General features: G+C 61.9%; 16 protein-coding genes. 1 reads left to right on the forward strand and 15 read right to left on the reverse strand.

The features are described from left to right. Nucleotides 1-4 precede the first annotated feature (4 nt). The 15 genes from AC0L3S_RS29515 to AC0L3S_RS29585 form a co-directional block, all read right to left on the reverse strand. Nucleotides 5-1,024, reverse strand: a complete 1,020-nt coding sequence (locus tag AC0L3S_RS29515; protein ID WP_473283099.1) for a TRAP transporter substrate-binding protein — start codon at nucleotides 1,022-1,024, stop codon at nucleotides 5-7. A gap of 261 nt (nucleotides 1,025-1,285) precedes the next feature. After that, on the reverse strand, nucleotides 1,286-1,753 hold the full coding sequence (locus AC0L3S_RS29520) for a hypothetical protein (protein WP_473283101.1): 468 nt from the start codon (nucleotides 1,751-1,753) through the stop codon (nucleotides 1,286-1,288). Between the two features lie 568 nt (nucleotides 1,754-2,321). Then, a complete protein-coding gene (locus AC0L3S_RS29525) occupies nucleotides 2,322-2,585 on the reverse strand; it encodes a hypothetical protein (protein WP_473283103.1) in 264 nt (87 codons plus the stop codon). A 599-nt stretch (nucleotides 2,586-3,184) separates the two neighbouring features. After that, the gene (locus AC0L3S_RS29530; protein WP_473283105.1) at nucleotides 3,185-3,499 is read right to left on the reverse strand and encodes a KTSC domain-containing protein; all 315 of its coding nucleotides are present in this window, start codon (nucleotides 3,497-3,499) and stop codon (nucleotides 3,185-3,187) included. After that, nucleotides 3,393-4,388 (reverse strand): ATP-binding protein, encoded by a 996-nt coding sequence (locus AC0L3S_RS29535; protein WP_473283107.1) that lies wholly within the window; start codon nucleotides 4,386-4,388, stop codon nucleotides 3,393-3,395. The genes AC0L3S_RS29530 and AC0L3S_RS29535 overlap by 107 nt, the downstream gene beginning before the upstream one ends. Next, on the reverse strand, nucleotides 4,334-5,263 hold the full coding sequence (locus AC0L3S_RS29540; protein WP_473283109.1) for an ATP-binding protein: 930 nt from the start codon (nucleotides 5,261-5,263) through the stop codon (nucleotides 4,334-4,336). Before AC0L3S_RS29540 ends, AC0L3S_RS29535 begins: the two co-directional genes overlap by 55 nt. 6 nt (nucleotides 5,264-5,269) lie before the next feature. Then, the gene (locus AC0L3S_RS29545; RefSeq protein WP_473283112.1) at nucleotides 5,270-6,484 is read right to left on the reverse strand and encodes an SIR2 family protein; all 1,215 of its coding nucleotides are present in this window, start codon (nucleotides 6,482-6,484) and stop codon (nucleotides 5,270-5,272) included. A 261-nt stretch (nucleotides 6,485-6,745) separates the two neighbouring features. Further along, nucleotides 6,746-11,653 carry an AAA domain-containing protein gene (locus AC0L3S_RS29550; RefSeq protein ID WP_473283141.1) on the reverse strand — a complete coding sequence of 1,636 codons (4,908 nt, stop codon included), beginning with the start codon at nucleotides 11,651-11,653 and terminating at the stop codon, nucleotides 6,746-6,748. A 520-nt stretch (nucleotides 11,654-12,173) separates the two neighbouring features. Next, entirely contained in the window at nucleotides 12,174-12,755 is a 582-nt protein-coding gene (locus AC0L3S_RS29555) for a hypothetical protein (RefSeq protein ID WP_473283114.1), read from the reverse strand. Nucleotides 12,756-12,792: 37 nt separating this feature from the next. Next, a complete protein-coding gene (locus tag AC0L3S_RS29560) occupies nucleotides 12,793-15,249 on the reverse strand; it encodes a hypothetical protein (RefSeq protein WP_473283117.1) in 2,457 nt (818 codons plus the stop codon). After that, nucleotides 15,246-16,838, reverse strand: a complete 1,593-nt coding sequence (locus AC0L3S_RS29565; protein ID WP_473283119.1) for a hypothetical protein — start codon at nucleotides 16,836-16,838, stop codon at nucleotides 15,246-15,248. Before AC0L3S_RS29565 ends, AC0L3S_RS29560 begins: the two co-directional genes overlap by 4 nt. Nucleotides 16,839-17,188: 350 nt before the next feature. Next, complete coding sequence (locus AC0L3S_RS29570) at nucleotides 17,189-17,818, reverse strand: hypothetical protein (RefSeq protein ID WP_473283121.1); 630 nt, start codon at nucleotides 17,816-17,818, stop codon at nucleotides 17,189-17,191. A 308-nt stretch (nucleotides 17,819-18,126) separates the two neighbouring features. Further along, nucleotides 18,127-21,462: a UvrD-helicase domain-containing protein gene (locus tag AC0L3S_RS29575; RefSeq protein WP_473283123.1), complete on the reverse strand. Its 3,336-nt coding sequence runs from the start codon at nucleotides 21,460-21,462 to the stop codon at nucleotides 18,127-18,129. After that, nucleotides 21,459-24,065 (reverse strand): PD-(D/E)XK nuclease family protein, encoded by a 2,607-nt coding sequence (locus AC0L3S_RS29580; RefSeq protein ID WP_473283125.1) that lies wholly within the window; start codon nucleotides 24,063-24,065, stop codon nucleotides 21,459-21,461. The genes AC0L3S_RS29575 and AC0L3S_RS29580 overlap by 4 nt, the downstream gene beginning before the upstream one ends. A gap of 47 nt (nucleotides 24,066-24,112) precedes the next feature. After that, the gene (locus AC0L3S_RS29585) at nucleotides 24,113-24,940 is read right to left on the reverse strand and encodes a pentapeptide repeat-containing protein (RefSeq protein WP_473283127.1); all 828 of its coding nucleotides are present in this window, start codon (nucleotides 24,938-24,940) and stop codon (nucleotides 24,113-24,115) included. Between the two features lie 89 nt (nucleotides 24,941-25,029). Between AC0L3S_RS29585 and AC0L3S_RS29590 the strand changes: the two genes are divergently transcribed. Then, entirely contained in the window at nucleotides 25,030-26,025 is a 996-nt protein-coding gene (locus tag AC0L3S_RS29590; RefSeq protein WP_473283130.1) for a helix-turn-helix transcriptional regulator, read from the forward strand. The last annotated feature ends 509 nt before the right edge of the window (nucleotides 26,026-26,534 follow it).

Genomic DNA, 26,534 nt, shown 5'->3' on the forward strand with positions numbered 1-26,534 from the left:
CGCGTTACGACAGCTTGCCGACGGCTTTTTCGAGCAGGTCCCAGGCCTGGTCGCCATATTTGCCCTTCCACTCGGCATAGAAGCCGGCGGACCGCAGCTTGTCGCGGAACGGCGCGACGGTTGGCTGGTTGAAGGTCAGGCCCTTGCCCGCGAGTTCCTGCTGGAGATTGGCATTGAGCTTGGCGGTGTCCTCGCGTTCCTTGATCGCTGCGGCATTGATGTTCTTGGCGACGATGGTGCGCACATCCTCGGGCAGGCTGCTCCACGATTTGCGGTTGGCCAGGAACCAGAAGCCGTCCCACATGTGGTTGGTCAGCGAGCAGTATTTCTGCACCTCGTAGAGCTTGGCGGTCGAGATGATCGCCAGCGGGTTTTCCTGGCCCTCGACGATCCTGGTCTGCAGCGCGGAATAGACCTCGGCGAAATTGATCGAGGCGGGCGCCGCATCGAACGCCTTGAACATCGAGGTCCACAGCGGCGACACCGGCACGCGGATCTTGAAGCCCTTGAGATCGTCCGGGCCGGTGATCGGCTTGCTCGACGACGTGGTCTGGCGGAAGCCGTTGTCCCAGATCTTGTCCATGACCTCGAGCCCGGCCTTCTTGATCTCGCCGCGGACAAAGGCGCCGAGATCGCCGTCCATGGCCTTCCAGACCGTGCCGTAGTCCGGGAACGCGAAGCCGATGCCATTGATGGACGCCGCCGGTACCAGGGTCGACAGGATCAGGCCGGACAGCGTGAAGAATTCGACGCCGCCGGACCGGATCTGGCTCAGCATGTCTGTGTCAGACCCGAGCTGGTTATTCGGGAAGATCTGGAGGTCGAACTTGCCACCGGTCTCGGCCTTGATCGCCGCCGCCATCTCCTTGGCGCGCACGTTCAGCGGATGGGTGTCCGGCAGGTTGTTGGCGTATTTGTAGGTGAACTCGGCGCTCTGGGCGCGGGCCACATGGGGCGCACTGAGGCCGCCCAGGACCGCGGTCGCGGCGGAGGCCTTGAGAAGCGTGCGGCGGGAAAAGCTCATGGGTCTGCTTCCTCGGAAAGTTTGTTGTTGTTCTGAGATGCAGACCTATACGGACGGAAAGTCAGAAGGTCATCTGCGATCTCGCGAAGCTTCGCTTATTGCAGCCGGACATCGTCGCGGCAATATCGGCTTTCGGAGGCATGGGTCGGATTCAAAAACGCGAAAACAACCCCATGCACAGTAGCCGTCAAAAGTTGGGCGACGTGCCACGGCCGGGCCGAGAAAGAACTGGGAACGAAGGTACAGTGAGAGGAATTCCAGCTAAATATTTGATCTGATTGTATATAAATATATTCCATAATATACCTTATGCGAATTATGGATATGGCTTTGCAGATCAGGCCTGCAAAATCCAAATGAATCTGCGCGTCGTCCAACTGAATTTGCGCCCTCTCTAAGACGCTGGAAGACCAACCGGAAATGCCGTCCGAGGCACCTGAATTGATGGACAGCATTTGGGGTCAAGGGTGGTCGGCAGCACCCTTGCCGACGGGTCTGAAGCAGGAGCGACAAAGCCCGTCTCGCACCGATCTTCCACCTTGAGCGCCAACAGATCGTCGGCACGCGTCTGCCAAGATTGACGGCAGCGATCGGAAAGCCGAACCGAGCTGGTGCCTGGGCGAACCGAAACCTTAGTTCGGCTGAACAGGTCATGCAGCGGATGAAGTCAAGGCGCTCGTGGAGGTCTATCAGCACCCTGCTCCCAGCGGCCTGATGCAGCCTGTCCACGTTCTGGGTGACCCTGCACCCGTATTATGATGCCGAAGTTGGCGCCAGCGTGATTTCCCACCAGGCACGGGCTTGTCAGTTTCCCCAAGGTTTGGAGCGGCTGCCGGCCGCCAGGTCGCGATCCGGTTCGTGCGTTCGTCCGAGAGCTTCGCGTGACCTTCGGCGTTGTCCAGGTAACGCAGATAGCGGTGCGCTTGGAGATCGAACGGAATGTGGTCCGGATAGTGTTGATCGGGACTACATGCTTTCCTAGTGTATGGGCAATTCCCGCTTCGTAGAGACGTTCGGGTTCTTCCCGGTAAAGTCGCAAACCACAATGAACGAGCGGTAGATCAGCGAGAAGATGTCCTGAACCACGGTCGAATGGATCTAGATCATCGGCCCGCTGGCACCGCAGGCCGTTCCGGTCGACGGCGGCTGCCACCGCGACATGCATCGCTCCGAACGCCACCCCGAACGGCATCATCACTGACACTAAGTCTAATTCGGTTTCGGTTGCCGGAACTTGGAATACCGAGGGCGTGAAACAGATGCGTTTTCCGGCGCCTCAATGCTCGAAATTCCGAAATCACCAGCTGGAAGGTTTGAACTTACGTACGCTTCGGATTACGTCGATATTTGCGGGGTCCGAGCCGACGATAGCCGCGAGGACCGAAAAGGCCTTTCCGCCATAATCATCGTCTCCAAAGCTCAAACTGCGTAGCAGGCGGCCGTTTCTCACCGTATCCAGCTGGCCGGTCAATGCTCCGAGCTCGAGCCAATGTTCTTCAGTGAAATGCGCCACAATGGCATTTTTCACCTCAAGCAGTCGTTTTCGGACTTCAGGCGTCACCCGAACCCCCTCGCCGCGATTTCACATCGCGCAACATATCGGCGGGCTGACACGCCGGCATCATGAATTGCGTCGGCCAGCAGCGCGCGGACACTGAGATAGCCGAAGAGCTTCGGTGCGGAAGATCACTATTTCGCGGCCCAGTTCGTCCATTGGTCCATCAGAACGCGGCGTAGTCGCGCAGCGCCGGGCGAACGATTCGATCCAGATGGTCGGTATCTTGCGCATCAGACCTCATCGGGACCAACGACATCCACGGGCCATCCGAAGTACGAATAGAGAAATTCTCCCCGCCTCGCCGATCGATCAATTTCGCTCTGATCCCGAACAGCGTACCGACCTTATACAGGGCGGGATTCGGGAGAGCCTTGTTGCATTCCACGTGGAGCTGCGTCGGAAACGGCTGGTTGGCGATAGGGCGAATGTGCACCGGCCGTGCAGTCCGGAGGTGTCGGCCGGGTAGTAGCTCTCGAAGATGTAGTACCTGTACGGCTCGTTTCGCAAGGCTATCGGTCAGTCCGCTTCAGCCATCTTAGAACCTCCTCCTCCGTACATGGTAGGGGGGCGCCCAGCGAGCGTCTAGAACGGTCGGTGTAGCGTCAAAGCTTTGCGCACTGATAATTGGCCTTAATATTGGCATTCAAGTATTGGCCCTTTGAGTCTGCGTGTTGGAACTCTTGATATCTCCACTCTTCGACAGCGTAATATGCGTACGTCTCACCGGATTTTAGGAACCGCACGTGAAGTTCCTGTGTCTCAACGTCGTAACCGAATGCTTCGATGTTAGTGGAGTCGATAAAAATCATTTCAGGCATTTGCCTGCCCCTCCCCATCTTCGTCCTCGTCATTCTCAACTTCAACAGATGTTGACTGAGCACGCCAATTCGCCAGCGCTTGCGTATACAGGTCGCCATCTGGACGATCCGGTACTTGCCATACGTCGGGTAGCTTTGGATCGTCGCCGACGGGTTTTTGCTTGGCCTTGCGCACTCTGACGCGCGACGGGATCGGCATCACCTCGCCCAGGAAGACCCCCTCGCCCGTCCGCAGCGAAGGCAACTGGTCCACCAGTCCACCCAGGTCGTCAGGGACCGCTGCTGAGACCTTGGCGCGGTCCGCCGAATTGGTAAGCCGCAACGCGATCATGGAGCCACATTGACTTAGAATTGCGCTGTCGATCTCGGATGGGCGCTGCGTGACCAGCATGAGGCCAGTCCCGTATTTCCGGCCCTCTTTTGCGATCATCGACAACGTGCGATGGGCGGGCGTGTCAACGCCTTCCGGAACGAAGCGATGCGCCTCATCGAGCACCACAAGAAGCGGCTGCAGCCGCCCCCCGATAGGGAGGTCCTGCGCCCAAAACAGCATGTCGTAGACGATCCGGAGCATTGTGCCGACGATGGTTGGAAGAACCTCCGACGGTAGTCCCGAGACGTCGAATATCGTTATCGGCTTGTCGTGTCCGACCCAGTCCCTGACAAGTGTGTTGAGGTCGTTCGCGACCTCTCCATTCAAGTCGGGCTCGTAGCCTGCGCCGGGCGAGAAAAGGAACGAAAAACGGGCGTCCTTGAGGCGGCTTCGCATGAGGTCGAGCTGCCGCTCAAGATTGCGCTTTTTCTGATTCTTGTAGGGCGCCTGATTGTATGGACTGGCTGCCGGATACCGGTCCGAACGGAGCAACATCGCGTCTCCGATTTGCTCCGGAGGATGAACGTTGGCGTCGGTCTGGTTAGCGCTGACGGGGAACGTCATCCTTTCGAACTTGTCGAGTTCGTACCACAACTTCTTGATGCTGAACGGCACCGGGTGTCCGCTGTCAGTGTTTCGGGCGGCGGCGGCACCGCGAGATGCGTGGCCGCGGCCACCTTCATATCCAGCACCACGTCGCGAATTGTGGCCTCGTGGTTGGGCTGAAGGCCGCCCAGTGTCAATTGCTGAAGTTCGGCAAATGGAAGTGCCCAGAACGGCACCCAAAGTGCCCTTTCGCCCGCCGCCTCATTCGGCCGAATGCGAAACACTCGCGCACGATCGCCGAGCGCGGTGGCATATTCGCCGTGCGGATCGATGACGATCGCGCGCGCATTCGGCAGACTTCCGTCAGAGACGGTCTCCAGGAGAACGGTGACGAGATTGGATTTTCCGGCGCCGGTTGAGCCGACGATGGCGCTATGGCGGCTTACAAGGCCAGCAACGCTGATGTCGGCCGATATTCCCGACGCCGCCGCGATGCGCCCAACCGAGATCGTGCCTTTCTTCCCCTTAACCCAGCCATAAATGACCTTCAGGTCATCGTTGGTCACCAAGTGCACTTCATCTCCGACAGTCGGGTATTGACCCACGCCACGTTCAAATTCGCCGCCGAGGGCTTCGCCGAACAGCACGATCGTCATCCAGCGATAACCGGAGAGATGAAGCTGCCTGTCATCTTCGAGCGCGGCGCCGAACGCTTTCTCCGCACTGCCTGGCGGGGCGGCATCGGCACCTATCTGCGTACATACGGCGTAAAGGTTTGTGTACCCCAGGGGCACCCTGAAAAATCCGCCGATTTGCCCGACGCGATACGACTCGCCGCCGATCATGACGAGAGTCGACGGCATGTCCTCGCGTAGGCGCACACGGATGATCGCGCCCGTGACGGACGCGATCTGACCGATGTACGTGGGGTCGCCGAGCGGCATAGGTCGTCAACCCGCCATTGAATCGAGGAAGTTACAGAAGCGAGCGAAGTCGCCTATTTTCATCAGCCCTGTCTTGGACGTTTCCGGAACTCCGGCGGCGGCTGGAGTCTCCTGGAGCTCGAATACGCCATCCATGAATGCGGGCGTGTCAGAGGGAGCCCACTTCCCGCGGCGTCCCCCGATCAGGCCGGTTTTCGGCCCGACCACGATCAAGTTCGAGCGCTGATAGGCGCGCTTAATCAGGACGCTGTCTTCCGAAAGCTCCTCGAACTGCAAGGCATAGACGTGGGTGCGTGGTCTATTTTCCAAGGCGCCAAAAATCAGGTTGTTGATGTGTTCATCGCCAAAGCTGAATCCAGCCACGATCAGCAGCGCATCGTCTTGTTCGAGAAAGCGGGTCAGTCTGTCAACGAAAGCCGCATACGGCTGCTGCCGTGATTCGTCGTATTTCTGGGATGACGGCAGGATCATTTCACCGGCGAGGTCGGGATCGCCGCGGACGACGCGCATGCGCCCATCCTGGTCGATGCGTCGCCACGTGACCGAGCCGTGCATCTTCCACAGGCGGGTCCAATGTGGTCCTGGTGCCGTTTCGGCTCGGCGCAAGCTGTCTGCGAGAAAGAAGGGCTGATAACTTCCGACGAAACCGTCGAAGACGGGAACACGCTCGGACTCGAGGCCGTGCTCGATGAGAACGTCGTAATTCACGGTAAAAATCTCGACACAGGCTTTCCGAGACGTCTTCGCAAGCCACCGCGCGAACTTCCGATGCGGAAAGTCTGTGGGAAGCGCCTCTAGATCGGGCGTGACGAGCCTCGCGATCGTTTTTCGCACTGATTCCTCGAGCTTCTCCAGCTCATCCGTCTTCAGGCCGGACAGCGTATCGTCCTTACCGATCGCGTTGAGCATCATCCTCAAGCGCGAGAGAATGTTCTCAACGTGCGGGTCCTGCTTGGCTTCGACGCACTGGACCTCCATCAAGGCCCACGCCTTTGCGTATTTTTCGCCCAGGTCCGCACCATCCTTCTTGCATGCAGCCGTGAGGCCGGGGACCGCGGGTATCAGCGGCTGCGCTGGTGAGCCGTCGCCGGTGGGCACCCTGACTGAGCACGAGGTGCCCGCACCAAAAAAGAATGCTATCGGCTTGTCGTGCCGCGCCAGATGGTCCCTCAAATCGGTGAGCGTCTTCTGCGCGTCGTGCGACTGTTGCTCCCCGTTCATGCTGGGCTCCCTGTCGTGACCGGAAGGTTTTGAGGTGATGCCGGAGGACGCGCGTCGCCCGGCGATCGTGCTCACTGGTATTGAGAATGCTCAGCCGGAGTGCGAAATCCGCGAATCAGCCGTTGTACCCTAGACGAGAAAACAAGTGTGTTGGCAACTTGTACGTAAACGCCACTTTAGAGAGCCGATCACGTCGCGCCAACGCAGAGAGCGGTGTTCGACATCAGCGCCCGCCGGTCGCCGAATGTGGTACGTGGTCCATCAGTGCAAGCTGACCCGCTCCCGGGCGGTCCGTACGATGAGAATCCGCCGGCTGCGTCCCTCGGCCTCGACCTCTAATTCGTCCTCCTCGTCGGATCCGAGCAGTTGCTTTCCGAACGGCGTTTCCGCCCCCACAAGGCCATTGACAGGATCGTGGCGGTCGCGGCTCAATACGAAGCTCGTCGTCTTGTTGTCGTCGAGGAACCGGACAACGATGCTGTCGCCGACCTTGATGCCGTTGTCGGCATTGCCGCGCAGCGTCGGATCTGGTGCGTCGGTCCCGCCGGTAGTTCTCACAGGCCGCGGTTCGGCAATGCGAAGCTCGGTGTACCTCTCCGGCCGGGTGTCTTCCGTCGTCGGCTGTATCCCGTTGGCATCGAGCACGGCGAAAAGCTCCGCCATGCAGCCGTCGGGGTCGATCGTGAAGCTCGATGCCCAGCAACGCCAGAACCGCCACCCGACGCGTTCGAGCACGCGCTGCCTCGCCATGTCGTCCGCCCAGCGCTCAGGCCCATGATACTGGTCGCCGTCGCATTCGACCGCGAGGCGCCGGTCGCCGGCGCCCTCCACCACCAGGTCGATTCTGTAACCCATCGCGCCGACCTGGGGCGTGACGCGGTATCCGCGGTCCAGCAGCCTGCGGAGGACGGCGCGCTCGAAATCGGAATCGCACAGCGAGGACGGATCGCCTTCCGGACGCTTGCTGCCCTTCATCGGATCGCGGAAATGGCGCAGCACCTTTGCCTTGAGATCGTCGGGCTTGAGCTCCTCCTCGCGGACGGACCGCACCAGGTACATGCGGTCACGGGCGCGCGACATCGCGACGTTGAAGCGCTGCTCGAAATGGAGCGCGGTTTGGGCCTGCTTGCTCGCCGGGTCGGCCACCATGGAGAGGAAGATGACGTCCCGCTCGTTGCCCTGGAAAGTCGCGCTATCGCCGCACGCGATCCGGTGCCTCAGCACCATCTCCTCGCCAAGCGCCTCGAGCAGCATGTGGTTGATTAGGGCGGCCTGCTTCGAGCCGATGAGCGAGATGGCACCGATGCTGCGCCAGCGCTCGCCGTCGCCGACCCTCGACAGCAAAGGATTTCCGACGATCCGCACTACCTCGTCGACGATGACCTCCGCCTCACGGCGGTTGATCTTGTCGCCGGTCCTCCTGCCGTCCGGGACGTAGATGTCGACCAGCGGCGGATCAATCCGCTCATGGGCAGTCGGTATGCGCAGGGGGACCAGCGCCTCCGTATAGAACTGCGTTGAAAAGCGGATGATGGGTTCGACGCAGCGGAAATGCTCGCGCAGCATGACGAACTTGTCCGGAAACATCACCTTCGCGAGATCGTAGAGGGAGGCGCCCGGAAGCAGGAGCGTCTTGAACGGCTGATTAGTCAGGAACGTGCGTTCGAGGCGGTCGATCTTCGCATTGTCGATGAAGGCGGCCGTCGGGCTGACCTGCTTGTCGTCCCCGACGACGAGGATCTTGCGGCCGCGCAGCAGGGCAGTTACCTCCTTAATGTCGGATTGCGAGGCTTCGTCCATGATGACGAGGTCGAACGTACCGAGTTCGCCAGGAAGCTGCTCGGCGACGCGCCACGACGGCATGATCCAACAGGGTATGCCGTCGTAGCAGGCGGCCATCGCCTTGCGGGCGTCGCGCCGGTGCCGCAGCGCGCCCTTCCCCGTTCCCTTGCCGATCCTGCGAAGCGCGGTGGCGAACATCATCAGCGCAGCGCGGACGGGTCCTGTCATCGAATTGGCCAGCGCGTAGAACGTGCGCTCGCGAACCACCTGCTCGAATCCCTTTGCAACGGACGCATCCAGCGTCGCCCGCTCCCTAGCCAGCGCGGCTACGTGGTCACGCTGGTCCAGATCGGCAAGATACCGCTGCGCCGCCGCCCAATCCCAAGCTTCCCGCCAGCCGGATGGCGTCTGCGCGTCGACATCGTCGACAACCGCCAAGCTCCGCATCCGGTCGGCCCACTCCGGCGCTCCGGCGGCCGCCACGTCGTCGGCGCCCGAACGAAGGACATCGAAATGAGGCTGGTTCCGGGCGAGGTCGTCGATGGCCTCCAGCAGCCGCGACCAGGTCTCCTCGATCCTGGCCTCGTCGAGATCGCTCCTTCCGACCGCGCTCGTGAGGAATGCTTTCGCGAGGGCCCCAATCTTGCCTGCGGCCGGACCGAACAGGGCCGACAGACGGTTTACTTCCTCGCGGGCAGCGGCGAGACGGACGGCAGAAGCGGCATTGCGCAGCAACGTGCGCGTCGCGCGCATTCGCTGTTCGTCGGGCCACAGTTGCTGCGTCTCGCCGACCGCCACGACCCGCATGGCGGTCCTGAAATCGCCGTGTATTTTCGGCGCGGCTATCATGATGTCGTTCAGCGCCACGGTGAGTTCGGAAAGCTGCCGTAGGCTGGCGAAGCCAGCCGCGTCCGCCCCGAGTTCGGGCGCCAGACCCCGCCAGCGAAGCTGCGCATCGAGAAATCTGCCGCGCCAAGACAGGTAGTCGCGAACGTGCGTCCATTCCGAATCGCTGGCAGGTGCGCGCGACAGGATGCGGATGGCATCGATCGCGGGCTTCAAGGCCTTTTGCTTGAACGCGAACACGCCGAAGACTCTCTCGCCGGCGGCGAGCCGCGAGATGGCCTCGAAGATCTCCGGCGAGGAGACGGCCTCCTCCGGCACGGCTACAGGAGTTTCGAGAAATTTCCTGTGTTCCGCGAGCACGCCCGCGGCTTCCGAGAGAAAGGATCTCAGTGCCGCGTCGAAGGGAGCATCGCGAACCGAGTGAAGCGCCACGCACAAGGGGCGCAGGAACGGATATGCGTCGAGATGACGGCAGGCGTCGAGCAGCATGTCCAGGCCATCGGCAGCGCGATCCGCCAGGTCCAGCGCCTCGGCCGAGTTGATGCGGAGCGCGACGGACGGATCGTTCTTCGCCTGCGCACGGTACTCGTCGGCGCGGAGGATATCCGCGTGGAGATGCGCGAGCGCGCGTCCGCTGGGCAGGTCGGCACTCGACGGCAGCCGACCCTTCAAGTGCTCAATCCGTGCACCCAGCGCCACACGGGCGCTTCGGATCCGAGCGATATCGTCGTCGGACAGCCCGACTTGCGAGGAGAATTCCGCGGGCCTGTCCGTGAACCAGTCGTGGCTGCAGGTAGCCGAGATGACCGCCGCCGCCAGTTCGGCGGGCCGGATCTTCTGACCTGGTACGGCCGACAATTGCTGAGCCGCGAGCGTTCCGATCTCGGCATCGATGGTGCGGATGCGGCCGCGCATGCCGATGATCGACGCTTCGAGATCGGCAATCAGACGCAACTGCTCGTTCGGACGCAGACTTTCAACGATGGACTGGAGCAGACGAACGGCGCCTTCGAGCTGCTTGTACCCCTCCTTCTCGGAAGTTGTGATGCTAATGGCGAGATCGCGGACCTGCTCCGGAAGCTGATCGCGCAGCACCGCGAGAGCGGCTTCGCCGTGGGAGACCACGAGCACACGGCGGCCTTGGGCGAGATAATGACAAATGATGTTGGAGATCGTGTGGGTCTTGCCGGTACCCGGGGGGCCCTGCACCACTACTCCGTCGTTCACCTCGAGGCGGCGGACGATCTCGACCTGCTCGTCGTTGAACGGTTTGGGGAAGAACAGATCGCCGAGAGGCGTCGGGTCGTCTTCCGGCGGCCCCGCGCCGCCGCCGGCGGCTGCGCCCATGGCATCCGATAGCGGCTTCCAGCGCGCGCCAGCGGCACGCGCTGGTCCCATCACCAACGTGCGTGATGGTCCGGGCAAGTCTTCCGGAGCCTCTTCGACGGAGGCCTTGAGGTTCGCGAGGTCCTGCAGCAAAAAGTTGTCGGATCGGCGGCGCGCGAAGAAGACCCACCGGTCCGATACCACGAGATGCTGCGAAGGCGCCGGCGGGGCCGCATCCGGAGCTGTCTGCTGGGTGTCCGGCAAATAGGTCCCTTCGGGATCTAGCCTGGTCTGGCAGGACCGCAGCACGGGCTCGAAGGTATCGCGATTGAACGGGCCGACCCCCATGTCTTCGTCCACGGTGGCGATCGCCCTTCGGGCGGCGTCCTGCGCCACGGGTACGCCGTCAATCTTCAATTCGTCGTAGGGCCGAAGATTCACGGTGGCTGGCGCCTGACGGGGGCGGATCCGGATGGTGCCGGCGGCCCTTTCGTCGATCTCGATCTCGACGAGGCGTTCGATGAGCGGAAGGTCGATGACCGCGCCGTCCTTCACCCACCGCGACAGGCCTATGCCCCACACGAGCTCGAACGTCTGTTCGGCGCCTCCTAGCTCCGACAGTTGGACGACCTCGAAAAGCTTCTGGTAGAGCGCTATGGAACGGCGCCGTGGTCGCTCGGCGATCGACCACGGCAGCCATGATAGTGTGACGTATTGTTCGGCTTCCGCGGCGATGCCGGGCTTATCTTCCAGACGGAGACGGACGTCGAATTGTCCCTTTGCGTCGGGGGCCAGTGATTCCGCGCAATCCTCGGCGCGGGCCTGCCCTGTAGCGACGAGTTCGTCGCATTCGGGCTTAGCGACGGTCAGCAGTATGTGGTCGCGTGGCTGCGGAGTGCTGTCGGGATCCGGGGTGAGTTCGAGCCAGGGCGCGAGGGTCTCGGAGGGCGGCGGCGGATCGTTTCGCTTCAGCCGTTCGGCGCACAGCCAGACCGCTCCGTCGTCGTCGACCAGATCGTGCGTTATTCCGGGGAGCGAATGAATTTCATGCTGATGGAAGATGAAGGATTGGCCGTTTGCCAGCCGGTGTTCGGAAAGCTTGCAAGCCGGACGCTCGTCAAGCTTGATGACCTGGCCGACGTAGTCCAGCAATTCCACGAGACGTTCCGCGGGTAAATCGCCGGTACGGCCCGGACGCGCGGCATCCCCCTTCATCGAATCCAAGCCAACCCCTCCCCGATCGGGGGCATTCTATAGAATTTCTCCTGGGTATACCTCGAATTTCGAGCCGGCGGAATGTGAGGCGCCCCGGTGCCGTCAGTACGCGGCCGCCTTTCCAGCAACGTCTCGCCGGGTCCGTTTTTGGTCCGGGCATCGAGGGCGCCACTCAGGCGGAAACCAGAATCCCATCGGAATGGAAGCTAAACGGTGGCACGTTTGGCATCGGAGCCCTGAACTACGGAACACGTCGACCGGAAGCCTCACCCTTCGGATCCCTGTATGCGCCGGCCCTATGCGTCGAAAATTCGCCATGTGGAACGATCTTGGACGTTTGGGAAGCTAAGCCGAATTAGCTTCCTTCCGGCGCCTCATCAAAGCCCCTCACGGCGCCGTTCACGGGCACCCTCGATCTGGTCGCCCGCTTCCGCTGGACCTTACTCGCGGACGGTTATGAAGCTCGGTCATGCGATGCAAGTGTTTGTTATCGCTGCTTAAAAAATTGTGGTTCTGCAGCTTAATGGTGAGAAACGCGGATAGTGATGCTTTGCATCCGAGACGATTGGCGGCGAATTTCCTTAGCCGGGACATGCTGCTGCCTCCCCTGACGTGTGACACCTTTTGCGGTAACATGTAACCACCATGTGCTGACCACGTCTGGCGAGAGCGTCGTCAGATCGGTAAGATGAGCGGGGCTCCGGCCCGACATTTCATGTCCGCGGTAATTCTGGGCGCGATGAATCGATTGGTCCATCAGTGGTGCCGCGGTAGGCCGCTGGTCGGCGACCTTTTTGACGTTGAAAGTCGGCACCTTCACATGTCGCCCGCCCAGGCTCCGCAGCGACATAGCTGAGCCGGTCGTTTTGGCCTCTCCAGGGAGGATTCGGGGCACCCCGACCGCCCTGGCGAGGTCTTCGTGTACGGACTCCTTGTCGGACGAATTGACGTGAAGCAGCCCCGCCTCGGCGTCGTGGTGGAGCACGAAGAGGTGCCACAGCCGGTCGACGACGATCTTGCCGCGCCCCCATTTGACCGGATCTTCCCTCCGAACCACGAAGAACAGCAGGTTGGCCTTCGGATTCAGCCACGCTGCGTGCACGATGACGGACTCCTTGTCCTCTCCTCGTCCAAACACCCTACCCCACAGGTAAGGGCGGATCCTTGTGTGGTTTGACGAGAATGCCGGCCAGCGGTGGAAGTTGAAGCCGCTTTCCGAACCGTTGGTCTAGGTTTTCTAGCACAGCCGCAAAGGAAGGCGCCCCCATTTCCTCGCGGGAAAGCTTCATGAATACCATAACCGCAGTGGCAAGGTTGTTCAGAAACGGAGCGAGCTTCGCACAAGCTGGATTCATTTTGGTCGCTGTCGCGGCGGCATTTGCCGACCAAGCACAGCAAGCCAGCGTTTCGAGCAGGTCGTCCGGAAGTCTGTCGTGGCTACGATCGAGCATCAGGCGCCGAAGAGCAGGACTGGGTCCGCTGAAAACGACGGCCAGTACGCGGCCGATTAGCCGTGGCCAAGTTTCCGTGTGGGTCGGATCGTAGCAGGGCAGAACCTGGACCTGGGAAGGCGTATACGGCCCCTTGCCCACTCCAGGCCATCCGGCGACCGTTATGATCATGAGCAACGCCCGTAGCCGGAGGACGTCGATTTCATCGAGTATGCGATTTGGCTGGCGCAGGTCCTCGGTGTAATCGTCCACAGCCGCTACGATGGCGGCGATGTCTGCCTGCCGTCGCTTTCTGGATAACTCCACTGCCGCTTTCGGGGATTGCTTTGGATCCCGCGGATTGAAGCCCTGCTCAAGCGCATCATTCGCGCCAGCCGTCTCGTCGCCGGTGTCAAGCGCGGCGGCAGCCTCTTCTTGGCTGATCTCGCCAGCGCTTTGGATCGCTGCCGACTTCAATCCAAGCAATCTGTTCAGCGCGGCGCGCACGAATGATGTATGACTGCCGGTTAGTGAGCTTCTTTCTGCCTCCGAACCCTTGATCTCGCGCCGTCGCCCTCGCATGAAAGCTTCGTAGTCGAGTTGCCCGGGAAGTTTCTCGTCGCCGGCCTTCTTCGTGTTTCCTAGACGCCCCTGCGCGGTTGCTGGCCTCTCTCCCGGTGGCGCCGACAGGGTCTGGATGACGTCCAGGAGCCACAGCCCCTCGTCGTCGTCCATTTCGAGCTCGCGGATTGCCCGTTCGGTGCTGACGGTCAACGGATCTCTCGTCTGCATCTGGAGATCCTGGACGCGCGCGATTACGGCGGTGCAGGAGTTCGTACCGTCACGATGGCAGAATCTCGCGAAGACTGGCGGCCGCCCGGACTGCTCGATCCTGAACTTCCGATCCGCCCCGGAATGCAGCAAAGGCTCCGCCTTCAATTCGAGAGGCCGGCAATTTGCGTCGAGCAATTCCAGTGCGCAGTGACCGCGATCGTGAGCGGTCGCCATAGCTGCGGTTGAAGGCCACCAGTGAATCGTTTCGTAGATCAGCTCGAACGTCCCGGGATCGCGAGCCTCCATCTCATCCAATGGCAAGTTTTCCTGCGGCTGCATCTTGGGGATTTGGTCCAGCCTCATCGCCCGATCCGCATCGAGCAGGGGCGTGAGCCCGAGGCGATCGAATAACGCACCCGCTGGCAGTCGACGGTAAAGGCAGGCCTCCTGGTTGATGCCAGGGCGGTTTGCGGTGCCTAAGGCGGCGAGCGTGCAGTTCGCGCTGCCAGCCAACACATGATCCACTCCTCCAATCGTGGCGACGATCATCTTCGCGTGGATGAAGCGGCTATTCTTTTCCGGCAGATGGGTCGGGCTGAAGCCGCGCAGATCGGACACCTGGATAGGTGCCTTTCGCGGCAGAGCCTCCACTGGAAAGGCTCTTTGTTCGGCGTCGATCAGAAGCACGGTCTTCTTTGGTCGGAGCATGCTCCGCAGGTTGTCGAGGGCGGCGAGATTGTCATCCCAGTATGGTGAGAGGACGGTCAGCCTGTCCACTGCACGCTGCGCCCCGACTAGATCGGTAAAACGTGCGGACAACCCCACCGCCCCGCCGGATGCCAAGAAGCCTGCCTTCGTCCCGTCCCCAAGCTCAACAACAGCGTCGGGATCGGATCGTTCGCTCAACCATGCACTGCGGTCGCGCGCCCAGCGGAGCTTGTCTTCAACCGCCTTTTGCCTGGGATCGAGGAACTGCAGCGCATAGCGCCAGCCTGCAAGCACCAGACCGCGCGCCTGGCTTTCCTGCGCGCTGCACTCGATGGCCGCGGCCAGTTCGAGATTGCCGGCAAGTCCGGAGGCGGTGGCGTTCGCGGAGCCAACAATCAGCCTGCCCCGATTCTTGCCGATCTGCACAATCACCTTGGGATGGAAGACGCCATCGGCTCGGGCCTTGGCCACCAGATAGTTTGTCCCCGCGAATTTTGGCGGGCTTGCCTCCTCGGCGAGAGCGAGACCCAGCATGTCCGCGTCGCAAACGAGGATCACATTTCGGCATTCGGCACCCCGAAGGCGATTTAGCGCGATCGACTCGAAAGCGTCAAATTCGACGCAAAACGTAGTCATGATGGTGGTATGGAAACCGGTATCCTGAAAGACCTCGTAAAGCTTCATGCGGCGCTCGCCAGACGGTTGCCACGCTTCGTGAGCCCGTTTTCGTCCACGAGGTGGATGTCCTTGAGGAAGGTGAGCGCGGGTCCAAGGCGGGGATTGGTGGCGACGGGCCCGTCTTTCGCACGCAGACGAAGCCGGCCGTCGTGGGTCTCGACCAAGAACGTGTAGTCACGCTGATACTGCAGCTTGCGCATCGCGACCCAAAGGTGGCGTTGCAAGATTCGTTTTTTGAAGATTAACCTGAGCAGGTCGGGGATAGGTGTCCCGTCTTGGCCATCGAGGAAGCTGAGTTCGTTGGCAAAAGACCGATCTGGCGCATCGGGATGATCGCCACCATGTTGGTTCGCGAAGAACTGCCTGTGGTCGGCACACTGTCTGGTGAGCACTGCCATGAGCTCGACAGCCGCCTGTGCGCTGCGGACCGGAGCTTGGCGTTCGTCGGTTCCTGCCTCGAGAACATCCCAACTCAGCGCCAACTCCGACGTCGGTTCGTCGGACGCCAAGCGATGACTAGCCTGCGGCAATGCGGCAACGAGATCCGACCAGGTCTTCGGCCACCCCGCTTGCGTGACCTCGAGCCTGTCCAGCGCTGCGTCGACCAATTGGTCTGTCGTCAGTCCGAACTGATGGGATTCCAACGTGTCGAGTAACCACTTCAGCAGCGCCTCATAGGCCATGCGTCCCAGATCGCCGGCCTGATACGCCCACCAGCCTCGACGTTGCGCTTCCAGTTCCGGCTCGGAGATCTCGATAGATTTGCCCTCCCAGTCGTGCCCCGCATAGAGTAGCCATCGCATGTCACCGGCTTCGACATCTTCGCCCAGGAGCCGGATCACGCGAAGGACGAGCGTGAGCGTCTTTCTCCGCGCGTGGTCATTCTCTGTGGCGTCCGGGTACCCGGCAAAAAGCATGCGTTCGTAGGCGTCGCGCTCATGGCTCAGTGCGTGGATACGCGACGGGAGTATTGGCGCGAGCTCGTCGAGCGCGTTGAGCGATACCCTCCCCGCCCTTACGATCTTCAGGAACTTTTCACCCGCCTCGCCGGCAGCCCTGGCGAAGACTCTGGAAAAATCATCACCGATGATGTCCGTCGGCACCGAGAGTGCGTGAGTCTCGGCGTCTCCCAGCACTCCGGTCTCCCTGAGCTGGCTTTCGTAGGCGGCTCCGAACGCTCCCCATGGCTGTTGCAGGTAAGGAGTTGAGAGTCCACCCGGATCGGTATGTGTTGCAAATTCTATTGCGCCGCCCTCATGCTGCGAGAGCCTCCTCTGTGCCCAGAGAACCCCAGCAACTCCGGTTTCCTGGTGTTCTTCCTCGAGATTTGCCCTCGCGGCCGTCAATGCGTACAAAGCTTCCGCGCGCCGCACGGTCCTCTTCCAGGCCTCGGGATCGGCATCATGACTTCGCTTCGCGTACTGCTCGCTTAGCCAGGCATATAGTCCGTAATACCTTGTCCGGAGCGTCACGTTGCTGATCCCAGGAAGCAGAGTTTGATAAAGGCGTACGCTTGCCGCCTGCAGGCCAAGCGGATCAAGGCCGCTCTTTTGGCGCACCTGCGTCCATTCCGGCACGGCCATAAGGTCGTCCATCGCAGCACCTCACTCCTACATGTCGGAGGTTAATCGGCGGGAAGGAAAAGTCCCACGCGGGAGAATCAGAACCAAGCTCAGTATGCTTTCCATTGCCACAAGGAGCAATTTGAGCGGGGAGCGAAAATGCTCAAGACTCAATAGAGCGTGCTGCTGGCGCGCAGGGACTGAGCACCCTGGAATATAGTGAAGTCTGCCCTACTCAGTCTCGGGCTCCCTCAAGCAGCGGAATGTCCAAGCTGGCGATCTCAGGCAACGCCTGGCCGGCATAGCCCAGCCGCCGCAGGCGAGCTCATCGTCTTGCGTCCGCGCCTGAGCGACGCGCTCGATAGATATGTGGAGGGTCCTAGCTACCGTCGATCCCCAATTTTCGCGTCAGGATTTTTCAAGCCCTGTCTCTGCAAGGACTTACTAGCAAGAAGTATCTGGAATGGCTCCAGCGGCTCAACAACCGTCACAGATGCAAGGATCCCAGGATGTATGGCCTCGGTGGAGATTGCATAGGGCAACTTCAGGTCCGTCATTTGTTTTTCGAAATTTGACGCCGCTCGCCAATATCCTTCGCCGCCAGCAAAAACATTGATGGCGAGCACCGTGAGGGTGAGAGGTCCATCAACTGAGGCTTCGATATTAAAAAAGTCACTCCAATCACTCATCTCATTGGAAATGACTCGAACGGCATGAAACGCTGGCAACAATTCTTCATCCTGTCCGTATTCTTCGTGGTTTATTTCGTGACGGCTCCAGTCCTTGCAGGCCAGCACGTCGATACCTGGATCAAATTCCGACTTCACAGCAAAATAAAAGTTACCAAGAGAGTGTCGGAACGTATTCCCTTTGACGTCCGTCACAACCGAGAGCCCATCATCCGCGAGTAGCCGGGCTATCCCTCTAATCCACCAACTTATGGATGTGTAACGCGGCGCGACATTGCAGCTTTCTTCGAAGTCCTTGGCCGCGGATTGAACCACCTTCATCACCTGCCGAAGTTCAAGTGCTGGTAGTGGCGCTATTGTTCGTCCTGACCCGACGGTTCGAATCGGCCGTCTCTGATCCACGAGGCACCTCCCAATTTTTGTTTCGCACGAGCATCTGTCGTCTCGTCGGGTCCACTTTTACGATGTACTGTATATCTGTTCAAACGAGAAGGTGCGAATGGACGCCCGCATCTGCCGCACCCGCCAGTGCCTCGCTTCGAGCGACTTGATTGGCAAGAAGAGCTGATATCGGAGAACTCCAATTGCCGGGCCGCTTGGATACCAGCCACGATCCTATTTTCTCAGCTTGATCAGGCGACATCGACGACCTGCCCGGTGGTCATAAAGACCAGCAGAGCCCGCTTGGCCTTGGTCTGCTTCCGATAATCGGCGATCTGCTGTCTGTAGTGGCCGATGCTCGACGCATCCGGAGCCACGTCGCTTTTCCAATCGACGACCGCGTCGACGGCGCCGGCGTCATCGCACGCTATCGCGTCGGCTTGTCCGGAGAGCAGGACCTCGCCGCCTTCGTGGGTCTGGCTTCCGAACAGCGGGAGCTCGGGGAGTAGGCGCGGTCGCAGCGTCAGGACGTCGGGAAGGGCGAGCGTCCGCAGCACCGTGGCGGCCAGTTCGACGGCGCTGATGCCCATCTTCTGATCCTCCGCCGGCTCGTGCCCCATTTGCCGGATCAGTTCCGCAGCCCGCGTTTCAAGGTCCTTCCTGGCGTCGGAGGCTTCTCCCGTCAGTACCTCCTCCATCAGCTTGTGGAGGATGGTGCCGCGGGTCGAACTACCCAGAACGGCAGCCGGCTCCATAGCGCTGGTTTCTGGAATATCGCCACTTTCGATCTTCGCTTCCGGCACGTCCACCCGATCGAGCTCGCTCCGGCTTGGGCGACGCCAGACCACGGTCTTCCGTGCGTCGAAGATAGCGGTCGCCTCGGCGGCGAAGGCCTCGCCGGTCTGTCCGTTTTCTCGCGGCGTGACATTCCTGTCCTTCGCTGTGCCGAGATCCTTCGGGTTGATCGCCGGAAGACCAGCGAGGCCCAAATCGACGAGCTTCGCCCAGCACTTGTCCGACAGGTCGGCGGAGTGCCTGGGCAGGATCAGCAGGTCGCGGGCCCGGGTCGCGGCCACGTACCACAGGCGTACGCGCTCGCGCCGCTGCTCGTCTTCCGCACGAGCCTCGATATCGGCATGGCCGGTCGGACAGGCGCCGAAGATCGGGATCGAAAACAGATGTTTCGAGCGATCCTGCACCAGGCCCGAGTCGGCCTTAGGCGCGCCGGTCATGTTGATCGGGATGACGACCGGCCATTCGAGACCTTTGGCCGCATGAACGGTGATCAGCGAGACCGCTTCCTGCTCGGCGTCGGGCCGGCCCTCGACCTGGCGGACCGCCTCCTCCCAGTTCGCGCGCATGTCGCTCGCAAAGGCCCGCAGTCCGCGGACGTCATAGGCCCGCGCCACGTCGAGGAAGAGATCGACGTTAGCCACTGCACGTTCGGCACCGGCCTTGAAGCGCTGCCGTATCTGCGCGCGGACATGGAGGGCCGCGACAGCATCGGCGAGGAGCGCGTAGGGCGTTGTGGTACGCACCCGTTTGCGCAGCGACGATAGCTTCGTCAGGACGTCCTTGGCGAGGACGTGGGCCACGCTCGCCGGATCGGTCCGGATCGTGAGCATCGGCAGCCCTTGCCGTGCCGGGTCGGCCGGCAGCGCTTCCGAGATGTCGAGCAGTTCGGTTTCGGAGAGCCCGACCAGCGGTCCACGCAGCACCGCGCCGAAGGCGAGCGTGTCGCGGGGATCGGCGAGAGTGCGGGTCAGCCCGATCAGATCCTGGATCTCCTGCCGCCGAAAGAAGCCCTTGCCTGCCTGGGTCGAAACGGGAATTGCGAGGCCTTCCAGCGCGTCCTCGAAGCGCCAGAGCTCGGTGCCGACGGGCGCCAACAGGGCGATGTCGCCGAACCGACACGGCCTCATCTCGCCCGTGTGTTGATCGCGGACCTCTAGATTGCCGACCAACCTGTCGCACAAGTCGGCGACCACGCCCGCCTCGGCGTCGCGGATCGCGGCGGCCTTAGGCTTTTCCCCTTCGACCACGACGTCGAGTGCGCACACACCGGGTTTGTCTCCGATCGCGGGATGGATCGGGGATAATTCGGAGAACCCGGGCTGCCCGGCCGCCGACAGCACCGCCTCGAATCGCGCATTGACGAAGGCGAGGATCGGCTCGACCGAGCGGAAGTTTGCGGTGATCTTGATCTGCGAGCCAGCATCAACCGCCGACCGTGCAGCGATGTAGGCGTTTACGTCGGCGCCACGGAAACGATAGATCGCCTGTTTGGGATCGCCGACCATGAAGAGGCTGCCGGGGCGGAGCGGCCGGCCCAAGGCACCGCCTCCCACCAAATCATCTCCGCAGATCAGCCACAGGATCTCTGTCTGCAGCGGATCGGTGTCCTGGAATTCGTCCACCATGACGTGCCGGAAACGCTGCGACAGCGCCTGCCTCACCGCGCCATGGTCGCGCAGCAGGTCGCGCGCGTTGTACAGCAGGTCGTCGAAGTCCAGGAGCGCCGCACCCCGCTTGTAGTCGCGCCATTCCTCCAGAAGGCTCCGCACCTCTTCGCACAACCTCGACAGCAGTTCGCCGGCGACCGCGCCAAACAACGCCTCCAGGGCGTCGTGGCAAGCCTGGTACCGAGGCTGGATCGCGTCGAACGCCGCCACTCCCGCTGGCTTCGATTGACCCGCCTTGGCTGCGGCGTCTTGCCACTTTGTCTTGGTCTGCAGCGCTCTTCGCCCGCCCGCCTGGGTAAAGCAGCTCTCGTCGCGTTCAAGGTGAAGCGCAGCGATCAAGGCGGCGTTGCTCGGCGCGGACTCAGCCAGACCATGGCGGCTAAGAAGATCGGCGAGAAGCCGCATCGCCCGACATCTGACCGCAGTGTTCTCTTCGCGGTAGGCATACCCGCCGAGGTCCGCTTCGAATTGCTCCACCGCCTGTGCGAAGTCCGCCATGGTCCGGGAGGACCACGCCGCCGGCACACAGCGGGCGTCCCGGTTCTTACGCAGGAATTGTGCGACCTCCTCGACGAGCCCCAGTCCGGCGGACTCGCTTGCGAGGATGATCTGGGCGATCAAGCCGTCGCCGGCATCGCCCGAAAGCCGCTCCTTCAGCCAGGAATCGTAACGCTCCTTGAACGCCAGGTCCGCCTCGGTGGGATCGACGATGTCGGCCCCGGGATCGATTCCTGCCTCGGCCGGATAGGGCTTTATCAACGCCTGCGCGAACCCATGGATCGTGCTGCAGGTGAGCTGGTCGAAGCACTGGTAGGCGCGATAGACATTGGCCTTCTCCCTCTCCGGAACGCCATTCGGAAACGCTTGGGCCAGATCGCGCGGCACCTCGCCGCTGGCAAGCTCCATCGTGAATTTCTCGATCCGAAGGCGGAGTTCGCTGGCGGCAAATTCGGTGAAGGTGATCGCGGCAACGTGCTTCGGGGCGACGCCGCGCGCGAACAGCACGGCGACCCGGCCGGCCATCACCGAGGTCTTGCCGGATCCGGCGCCTGCCTCGACCAGGAGGGTTCGGTCGATGGCCGTCAGCGCGGTCAGCCGTGCCGCGAGATCCGGGATGCTCTTCATGGCTGCTCCCACACCGCAGCGGCCGGGCCGAGCGCGGTCAGCGCGACAGGCAGCTTGCGCGGCAGATATCCGGCGTTGGCCGGTAGCGCGAAGGCGTGATCGTTGTAGTCGCTTGCGGCGTCTTCGCCGGGGGGCGCCATGCCGGCGAGCAGCGCGTTACGCGAGGCAACCGCCGCCGACGACACTTTTGCCAGCGCCCCGTCGAGGTCCGCGAGCGGAAACAGCGCCTGATCGCCCTCGGGTGCGTTCGGATAGAGAAGAGAAGCTTCGATAGCGATGCCGCCGCCGAGCAGCGTCTTGACGGCGAAGGCATAGAGACAGCGCTGCAGTTCGGCGCCGCCCTTGATCACCACCTCGTCCATCTTCTTGCCGATCTTGCCGGTCTTATAGTCGATGACGCGTGCCCGTGACCTGTCCCCTGCAAGATCGAGCCGGTCGATCTGTCCTTCGATCAGCAGACCGGTCCCGGGAATCTCGACCGGCGCGCCGAGCGACCAGGGCAGATCGCGGCCCTTGTCCTTCGGGTCAGCCTTTCCGAATGGTATTTCGCACCAGGTCTTCTGCTTTGGCAGCGGCTCCAGGCTGTACGCCAGCACGGTGGCCGCAAGCGCATGCCCGCGCGCTGTGGTGCTGCGCCAGATGACGTCCGGCGGCACCGGCTGCACATTCTCCCACAGGGCGACGGCACGCTCCCGTGCATCGGAAAGCGCGGCTTCGACCCGTGCTTGGTCGGCCCCGGCGAGCCCTCCATCGCCCTCCAATTGCTCCACCGCATCGCGGAGCACAGCATGGACGAACGTCCCGAAGGCGTTCGGATCTAGGGTCAGCGGCTCGTCAGCGTCTTCCGGAGCCTTCCATCCCAGACCGTAGCGCCAGACGAAGCGGATCGGATCCCGCAGAAGCATCTTCAGCGACGTCGCCGACAGCGGTCGCTCGAGCAACTTGATCAATCGCGCGTGCGCCGGCGCGATCAAGCCATCGTGCGTCGTGATCTCGTTGCGGTGCCAGTCGCGCCAGCATGCCAGTCCGGAGACCGCGATCGGCAGGTTCGAGAACTCGGAGGGACGGGCCAGAAGGCGGTCGGATTCGCTAAAGGCATGTTCGGGCGTGCCCGCACGGTCCAGGTAGGTTTCCGGAGTAGGAATATCGGAGACCAACGGCGAGCGCCCGAGCATGCGGCCTTCTGCGTCCCGCCGGCTGAACGAAAACGCGACGCTTTGCGCCGTGCTCACTATTGTCGTGATATCCCGCTTGTCGCCGTCCGCAACCGGCAGAGGATCGAGCTGCTCGATTGGAAGCACGTGATCCGGAATGAGCCGGTCCTCGGAGATGCGCCGGGGCCATCGGCCGGCATTTAGTCCCAGCAGCCAGACGTGCGGTCGTGGCGACGAGGCAAGCGCGATGGCCGACGCCCAGATCACGTTGGCGGCGGGCTCGACGCCGTCTTCGATGCGCAACCCCATCAAGGTAACCGGCAGGGCCTGCGCCGGCCCGTCTCGCAGGGCCCGGCGCCAAAGAGACCGTTGAACCCCGCTCAGCAAGGTTTCACCCGCCAGCTCGGCCGCCGCGACGCCCCGGTCCAGCAAGTGGATCACCTCCATCACGTCGGCGGTACGGCTTTTGCCATCCGGCCAGTCGGCGTGGTCCGCCTGGCTCAGCACCCTCTCCCACCGCCCGGTCGAGGTCAGCGGAGCGTCGGCGGGAAGAAGTTCCATCCACCGCACCGATAAGTCGCGCAGCGGCCCCCTCTGCAGCAGCGACAGCAGGCGGCGCACCCGTTCCTGAGACAGTCCCTTGGTCAGCACCTCCGCCAGAGCTGCGGCAGCCTGACCGTCGGCGGTAGTGAGCGCCTTCACGCCGTGCACGAAATGGATAAGAAAATTGGCGTCGCGCGCGGTTGAGAACACGTGATCGTCGTAGTCGCCCGGGCTGGCCGCCACGATGGCGATATCGGATGCCGATACACCCTTGGCCAGCAGCGCCCTTGTCCAGCGGAAAGCCTCGCCGACCTCGTGAAGCTGATTTGCGCAGGAGAACACTTGCGGCTGCGGCTCGGCCGCCGGCACCGTCACCACTTCGACGTTGGTGCACCTCAGCCAGTCCGGAACATGCCTCGGGCCGGCGATCCACGACACCGGAATGCTCTCTGCGAGCGCGATCAGAAGCGGTCGCCAGCACGGCGACATCTCGCTGTGGCCTTGAACTTCCAGAGGACCGATGACGGTCGGCGCATGTCCGATCCGTCGCAGGGCCAGCTCCATCAGATCGCGCGGACGCTTCATCGATGCCGGCAGCCGCTGCACGACCGCCTGCTCCAGGGAAGCTAATGCGTCGGTTCTCGGGTGACCGACCTCCGATAGATCTATTCCGGCGCGCCATGCCTTGTCGAACGTGGCGCCGACGGCCGCCGGCATTCCGGGCAGGCCCTTAATAGGCTCGAGTTCTCCCATGTCGACGTGCAGGAGCGTGTGTCTGACAGCTTCCGTGAGGACGTCGAGATCCACCGGTTGAAGAAGACCGCCGGCGAGCCTCGCGGCAAGCTGCCCCATGGTCACAATCTGCACGCCGGCTTCGTTGCGACGGGCGGCGGCTACCCGGCTCATATGGCCCGCGAGCTTAGTATGCACCACTATGGTTCGACGGACTGAGATCACGCTGTCGCCTCTTCACGAGCCGCCTTGAAAGCACGTTTTTGTCGAGTCGCGATAGTCCATCCAGCGCCCCCCTCAGAGAACCTCGTTCGATATCCGACATCAGCGCCGGTGAAGTCCGTCTCCGTGCATTTTGCCGAGGAGAAATTCACGTGCGAAAGGTTTGCAAATCTAAATCTTGCCGCAGCGAGGTCGGCGGCATGGAAGGACGTGACGGAGAATCCCGTACCGCAGAAGTCCGAATAGGAAAAATCGGCCTCGCTCATCTGAGCTGCGATGAATCTCGCCTCATGAAACAATCCTCGGACAGTCGCTCGGTAGAAATCCGCGTAGCTGCCATCCATAAATTGGAAGCCCGATGAATGGAGCGGATCCGCGCGACGGGGATTGCGGTTGGATGATGCTGCCCATCCCCAGATGACGTTGTCGCATTTGGATCGCCGAAGGCACGCGTGATTGAACGACACTTGCTCGAATCGCGACCAAGAAAGCCGCGCGTCATGCAGCGACGCTCGAAGGAAGCTCACGTTAGCTCCCTTGACGCCAGTCAAGTCAGCGCCGGTAAAATCAGCATCGCTCACATCGACGAGAGCGGTCGACCCAACATCGAAGTCGAGGCCGGAGAGATCGCGATAGGAGAAGTTCGCCCGTGCACCCTCCTGCGGATTCCGGAGCCAAGCGCCGTGCGATAAGATCGAGGCGGTCAATTCGTCCTGCGATACTTTGTCGTGACGCTTGTCAACGATGGCCGGCGCGGCGACCGCGGCTGAGGACATCGCGGCCACTTGGCCGATACCTCGGAAGACAGCTCGTCTGGTCAGGTCCATGTCGCTAACCTCCTCGTTCAAGAGAGGTGGACCTTAGCGTTGGTGGGTGACAGAATGTGTCACCCCTCCCCCCCAGGACGGTTGAGATAATGGCTTTCGAGAAGGCTCAGAGGTTGATCGATTTGGCGACTTACGTGGCCTCGCGCCGCCACGGCGTAACGATCGAAGACATTCAAGCCAAATATGAGGCATCCAAGCGGACGGCCCAGCGTCTGCTGCACACGTTGGAAGTACAGTTTCCCGACGCCGAGTGCGGTTTCGACGAACACGGGCGCAAGCGCTGGAAACTTCGGACGGGTGCCCTGCGTGATTTGCTGACGCTCTCGTCCGACGAGCTCGCGGCACTAGATCTCTCAATCGCAACACTCAGGCGGAATGCTCAAGACGTCGAAGCCGCGCAGCTCGAGACTTTGCGCGAAAAGATCATGGCTCTGGTGCCGCGAGACAGGATTTCCCGGATAGAGACCGACCATGAAGCTTTGCTCGAGGCCCAGGGCTTGGCTGCCAGGCCGGGGCCTTCTGCTCGTCTCGCCCCTCACATCGCTTCAGCGATTTCGACGGCGCTGAAGGCCAGCGAGCGCTTGAAGATCGTATATCTCTCACGAGGCGCGACTCGCGCGACCATACGGGTCGTGGAGCCTTACGGCGTGTTGATTGGCGCGCGGCGGTACCTAATTGCACGGGCCGTGTCCGATCCGGACGGCCCTTTGCGCCACTACGTCGCTGAGAACATTAGGAGCGCGGAACTGACCGGCGAGAGTTTCGTCCGCGACAGCGAATTTAAGATCCACGTTCACGCACAGAAGGCCTTTGGAACGTTTCAGAACGAGACGGAGATCGAGGAGGTTGTTTGGAAATTCGCTCGCTCCGCCGCCGACCACGCACGGTCCTTCGTTTTCCATCCAGCTCAGGTTTTGGAAGACCAGCCTGACGGCTCCCTGATCGTGCGGTTCAAGGCCGCTGGTCATCTCGAGATGTGCTGGCACCTTTACACGTGGGGGGACAAGGTGGAGGTCCTAGCTCCGAAATCGCTCAGGAAAATGGTTCACCCCTATCGGCGCTCTGATTTTCTTGCGCTTCCATAAAAGGAGTTGTCCGGGTCCTGACCCAATAGCCTTAGCGCCCCGAGTGAGGGGTCATCCGAAGCTCTGCAACTTGGTGGCCGAGGACGCGGTGGCGGCGCCGAAGGCGAAAGCGGCGAACAAGGCGTTCGAGCGGAAGAGCTGAGGGCGAATCGAGACCGTCTCGCGACCTTTCGACCACCGGGCCAGCGGCGCCTCCTGGCCGCCAAAGCGGCGATCACAGCCGCCCGATGCGCTCCGGATGCATTCTCCTTCGCGCGAAGGGATAACCTGCTCTCTCAGCCATTACCGGCGCCGCCGGTCCTCTGCCTGAATCAGGGATGTCCGGACGGCGCCCAAACATCACCCGACCCCGCTCTCCGGAGGCGACCGCAAGCGTTGCCAACAAGAGCATTGCGGAGGCGGAGGTTTGCCAAACGATGGTGCGCACCCGCAAGTCGCGGGTGCGCTCGGGACGACGCCGGGGTTTGGTCTGCGCGATGTAGATCGGGGTGCTGACGGCGAAAAGTTAA

The sequence above is a fragment of the Bradyrhizobium sp. Ken01 genome (genome assembly GCF_055807355.1).

Bases quoted from the DNA above. Each gene is read 5' to 3' on its own strand.
- AC0L3S_RS29560 (WP_473283117.1), bottom strand. From the start codon at position 15,249: ATGAAGCTTTACGAGGTCTTTCAGGATACCGGTTTCCATACCACCATC.
- AC0L3S_RS29515 (WP_473283099.1), bottom strand. From the start codon at position 1,024: ATGAGCTTTTCCCGCCGCACGCTTCTCAAGGCCTCCGCCGCGACCGCG.
- AC0L3S_RS29550 (WP_473283141.1), bottom strand. From the start codon at position 11,653: ATGAAGGGGGATGCCGCGCGTCCGGGCCGTACCGGCGATTTACCCGCG.
- AC0L3S_RS29590 (WP_473283130.1), top strand. From the start codon at position 25,030: ATGGCTTTCGAGAAGGCTCAGAGGTTGATCGATTTGGCGACTTACGTG.
- AC0L3S_RS29575 (WP_473283123.1), bottom strand. From the start codon at position 21,462: ATGAAGAGCATCCCGGATCTCGCGGCACGGCTGACCGCGCTGACGGCC.
- AC0L3S_RS29540 (WP_473283109.1), bottom strand. From the start codon at position 5,263: ATGCCGCTCGGCGACCCCACGTACATCGGTCAGATCGCGTCCGTCACG.
- AC0L3S_RS29530 (WP_473283105.1), bottom strand. From the start codon at position 3,499: ATGGCGACCTGTATACGCAAGCGCTGGCGAATTGGCGTGCTCAGTCAA.
- AC0L3S_RS29580 (WP_473283125.1), bottom strand. From the start codon at position 24,065: ATGAGCCGGGTAGCCGCCGCCCGTCGCAACGAAGCCGGCGTGCAGATT.
- AC0L3S_RS29545 (WP_473283112.1), bottom strand. From the start codon at position 6,484: ATGAACGGGGAGCAACAGTCGCACGACGCGCAGAAGACGCTCACCGAT.
- AC0L3S_RS29585 (WP_473283127.1), bottom strand. From the start codon at position 24,940: ATGGACCTGACCAGACGAGCTGTCTTCCGAGGTATCGGCCAAGTGGCC.
- AC0L3S_RS29565 (WP_473283119.1), bottom strand. From the start codon at position 16,838: ATGGACGACCTTATGGCCGTGCCGGAATGGACGCAGGTGCGCCAAAAG.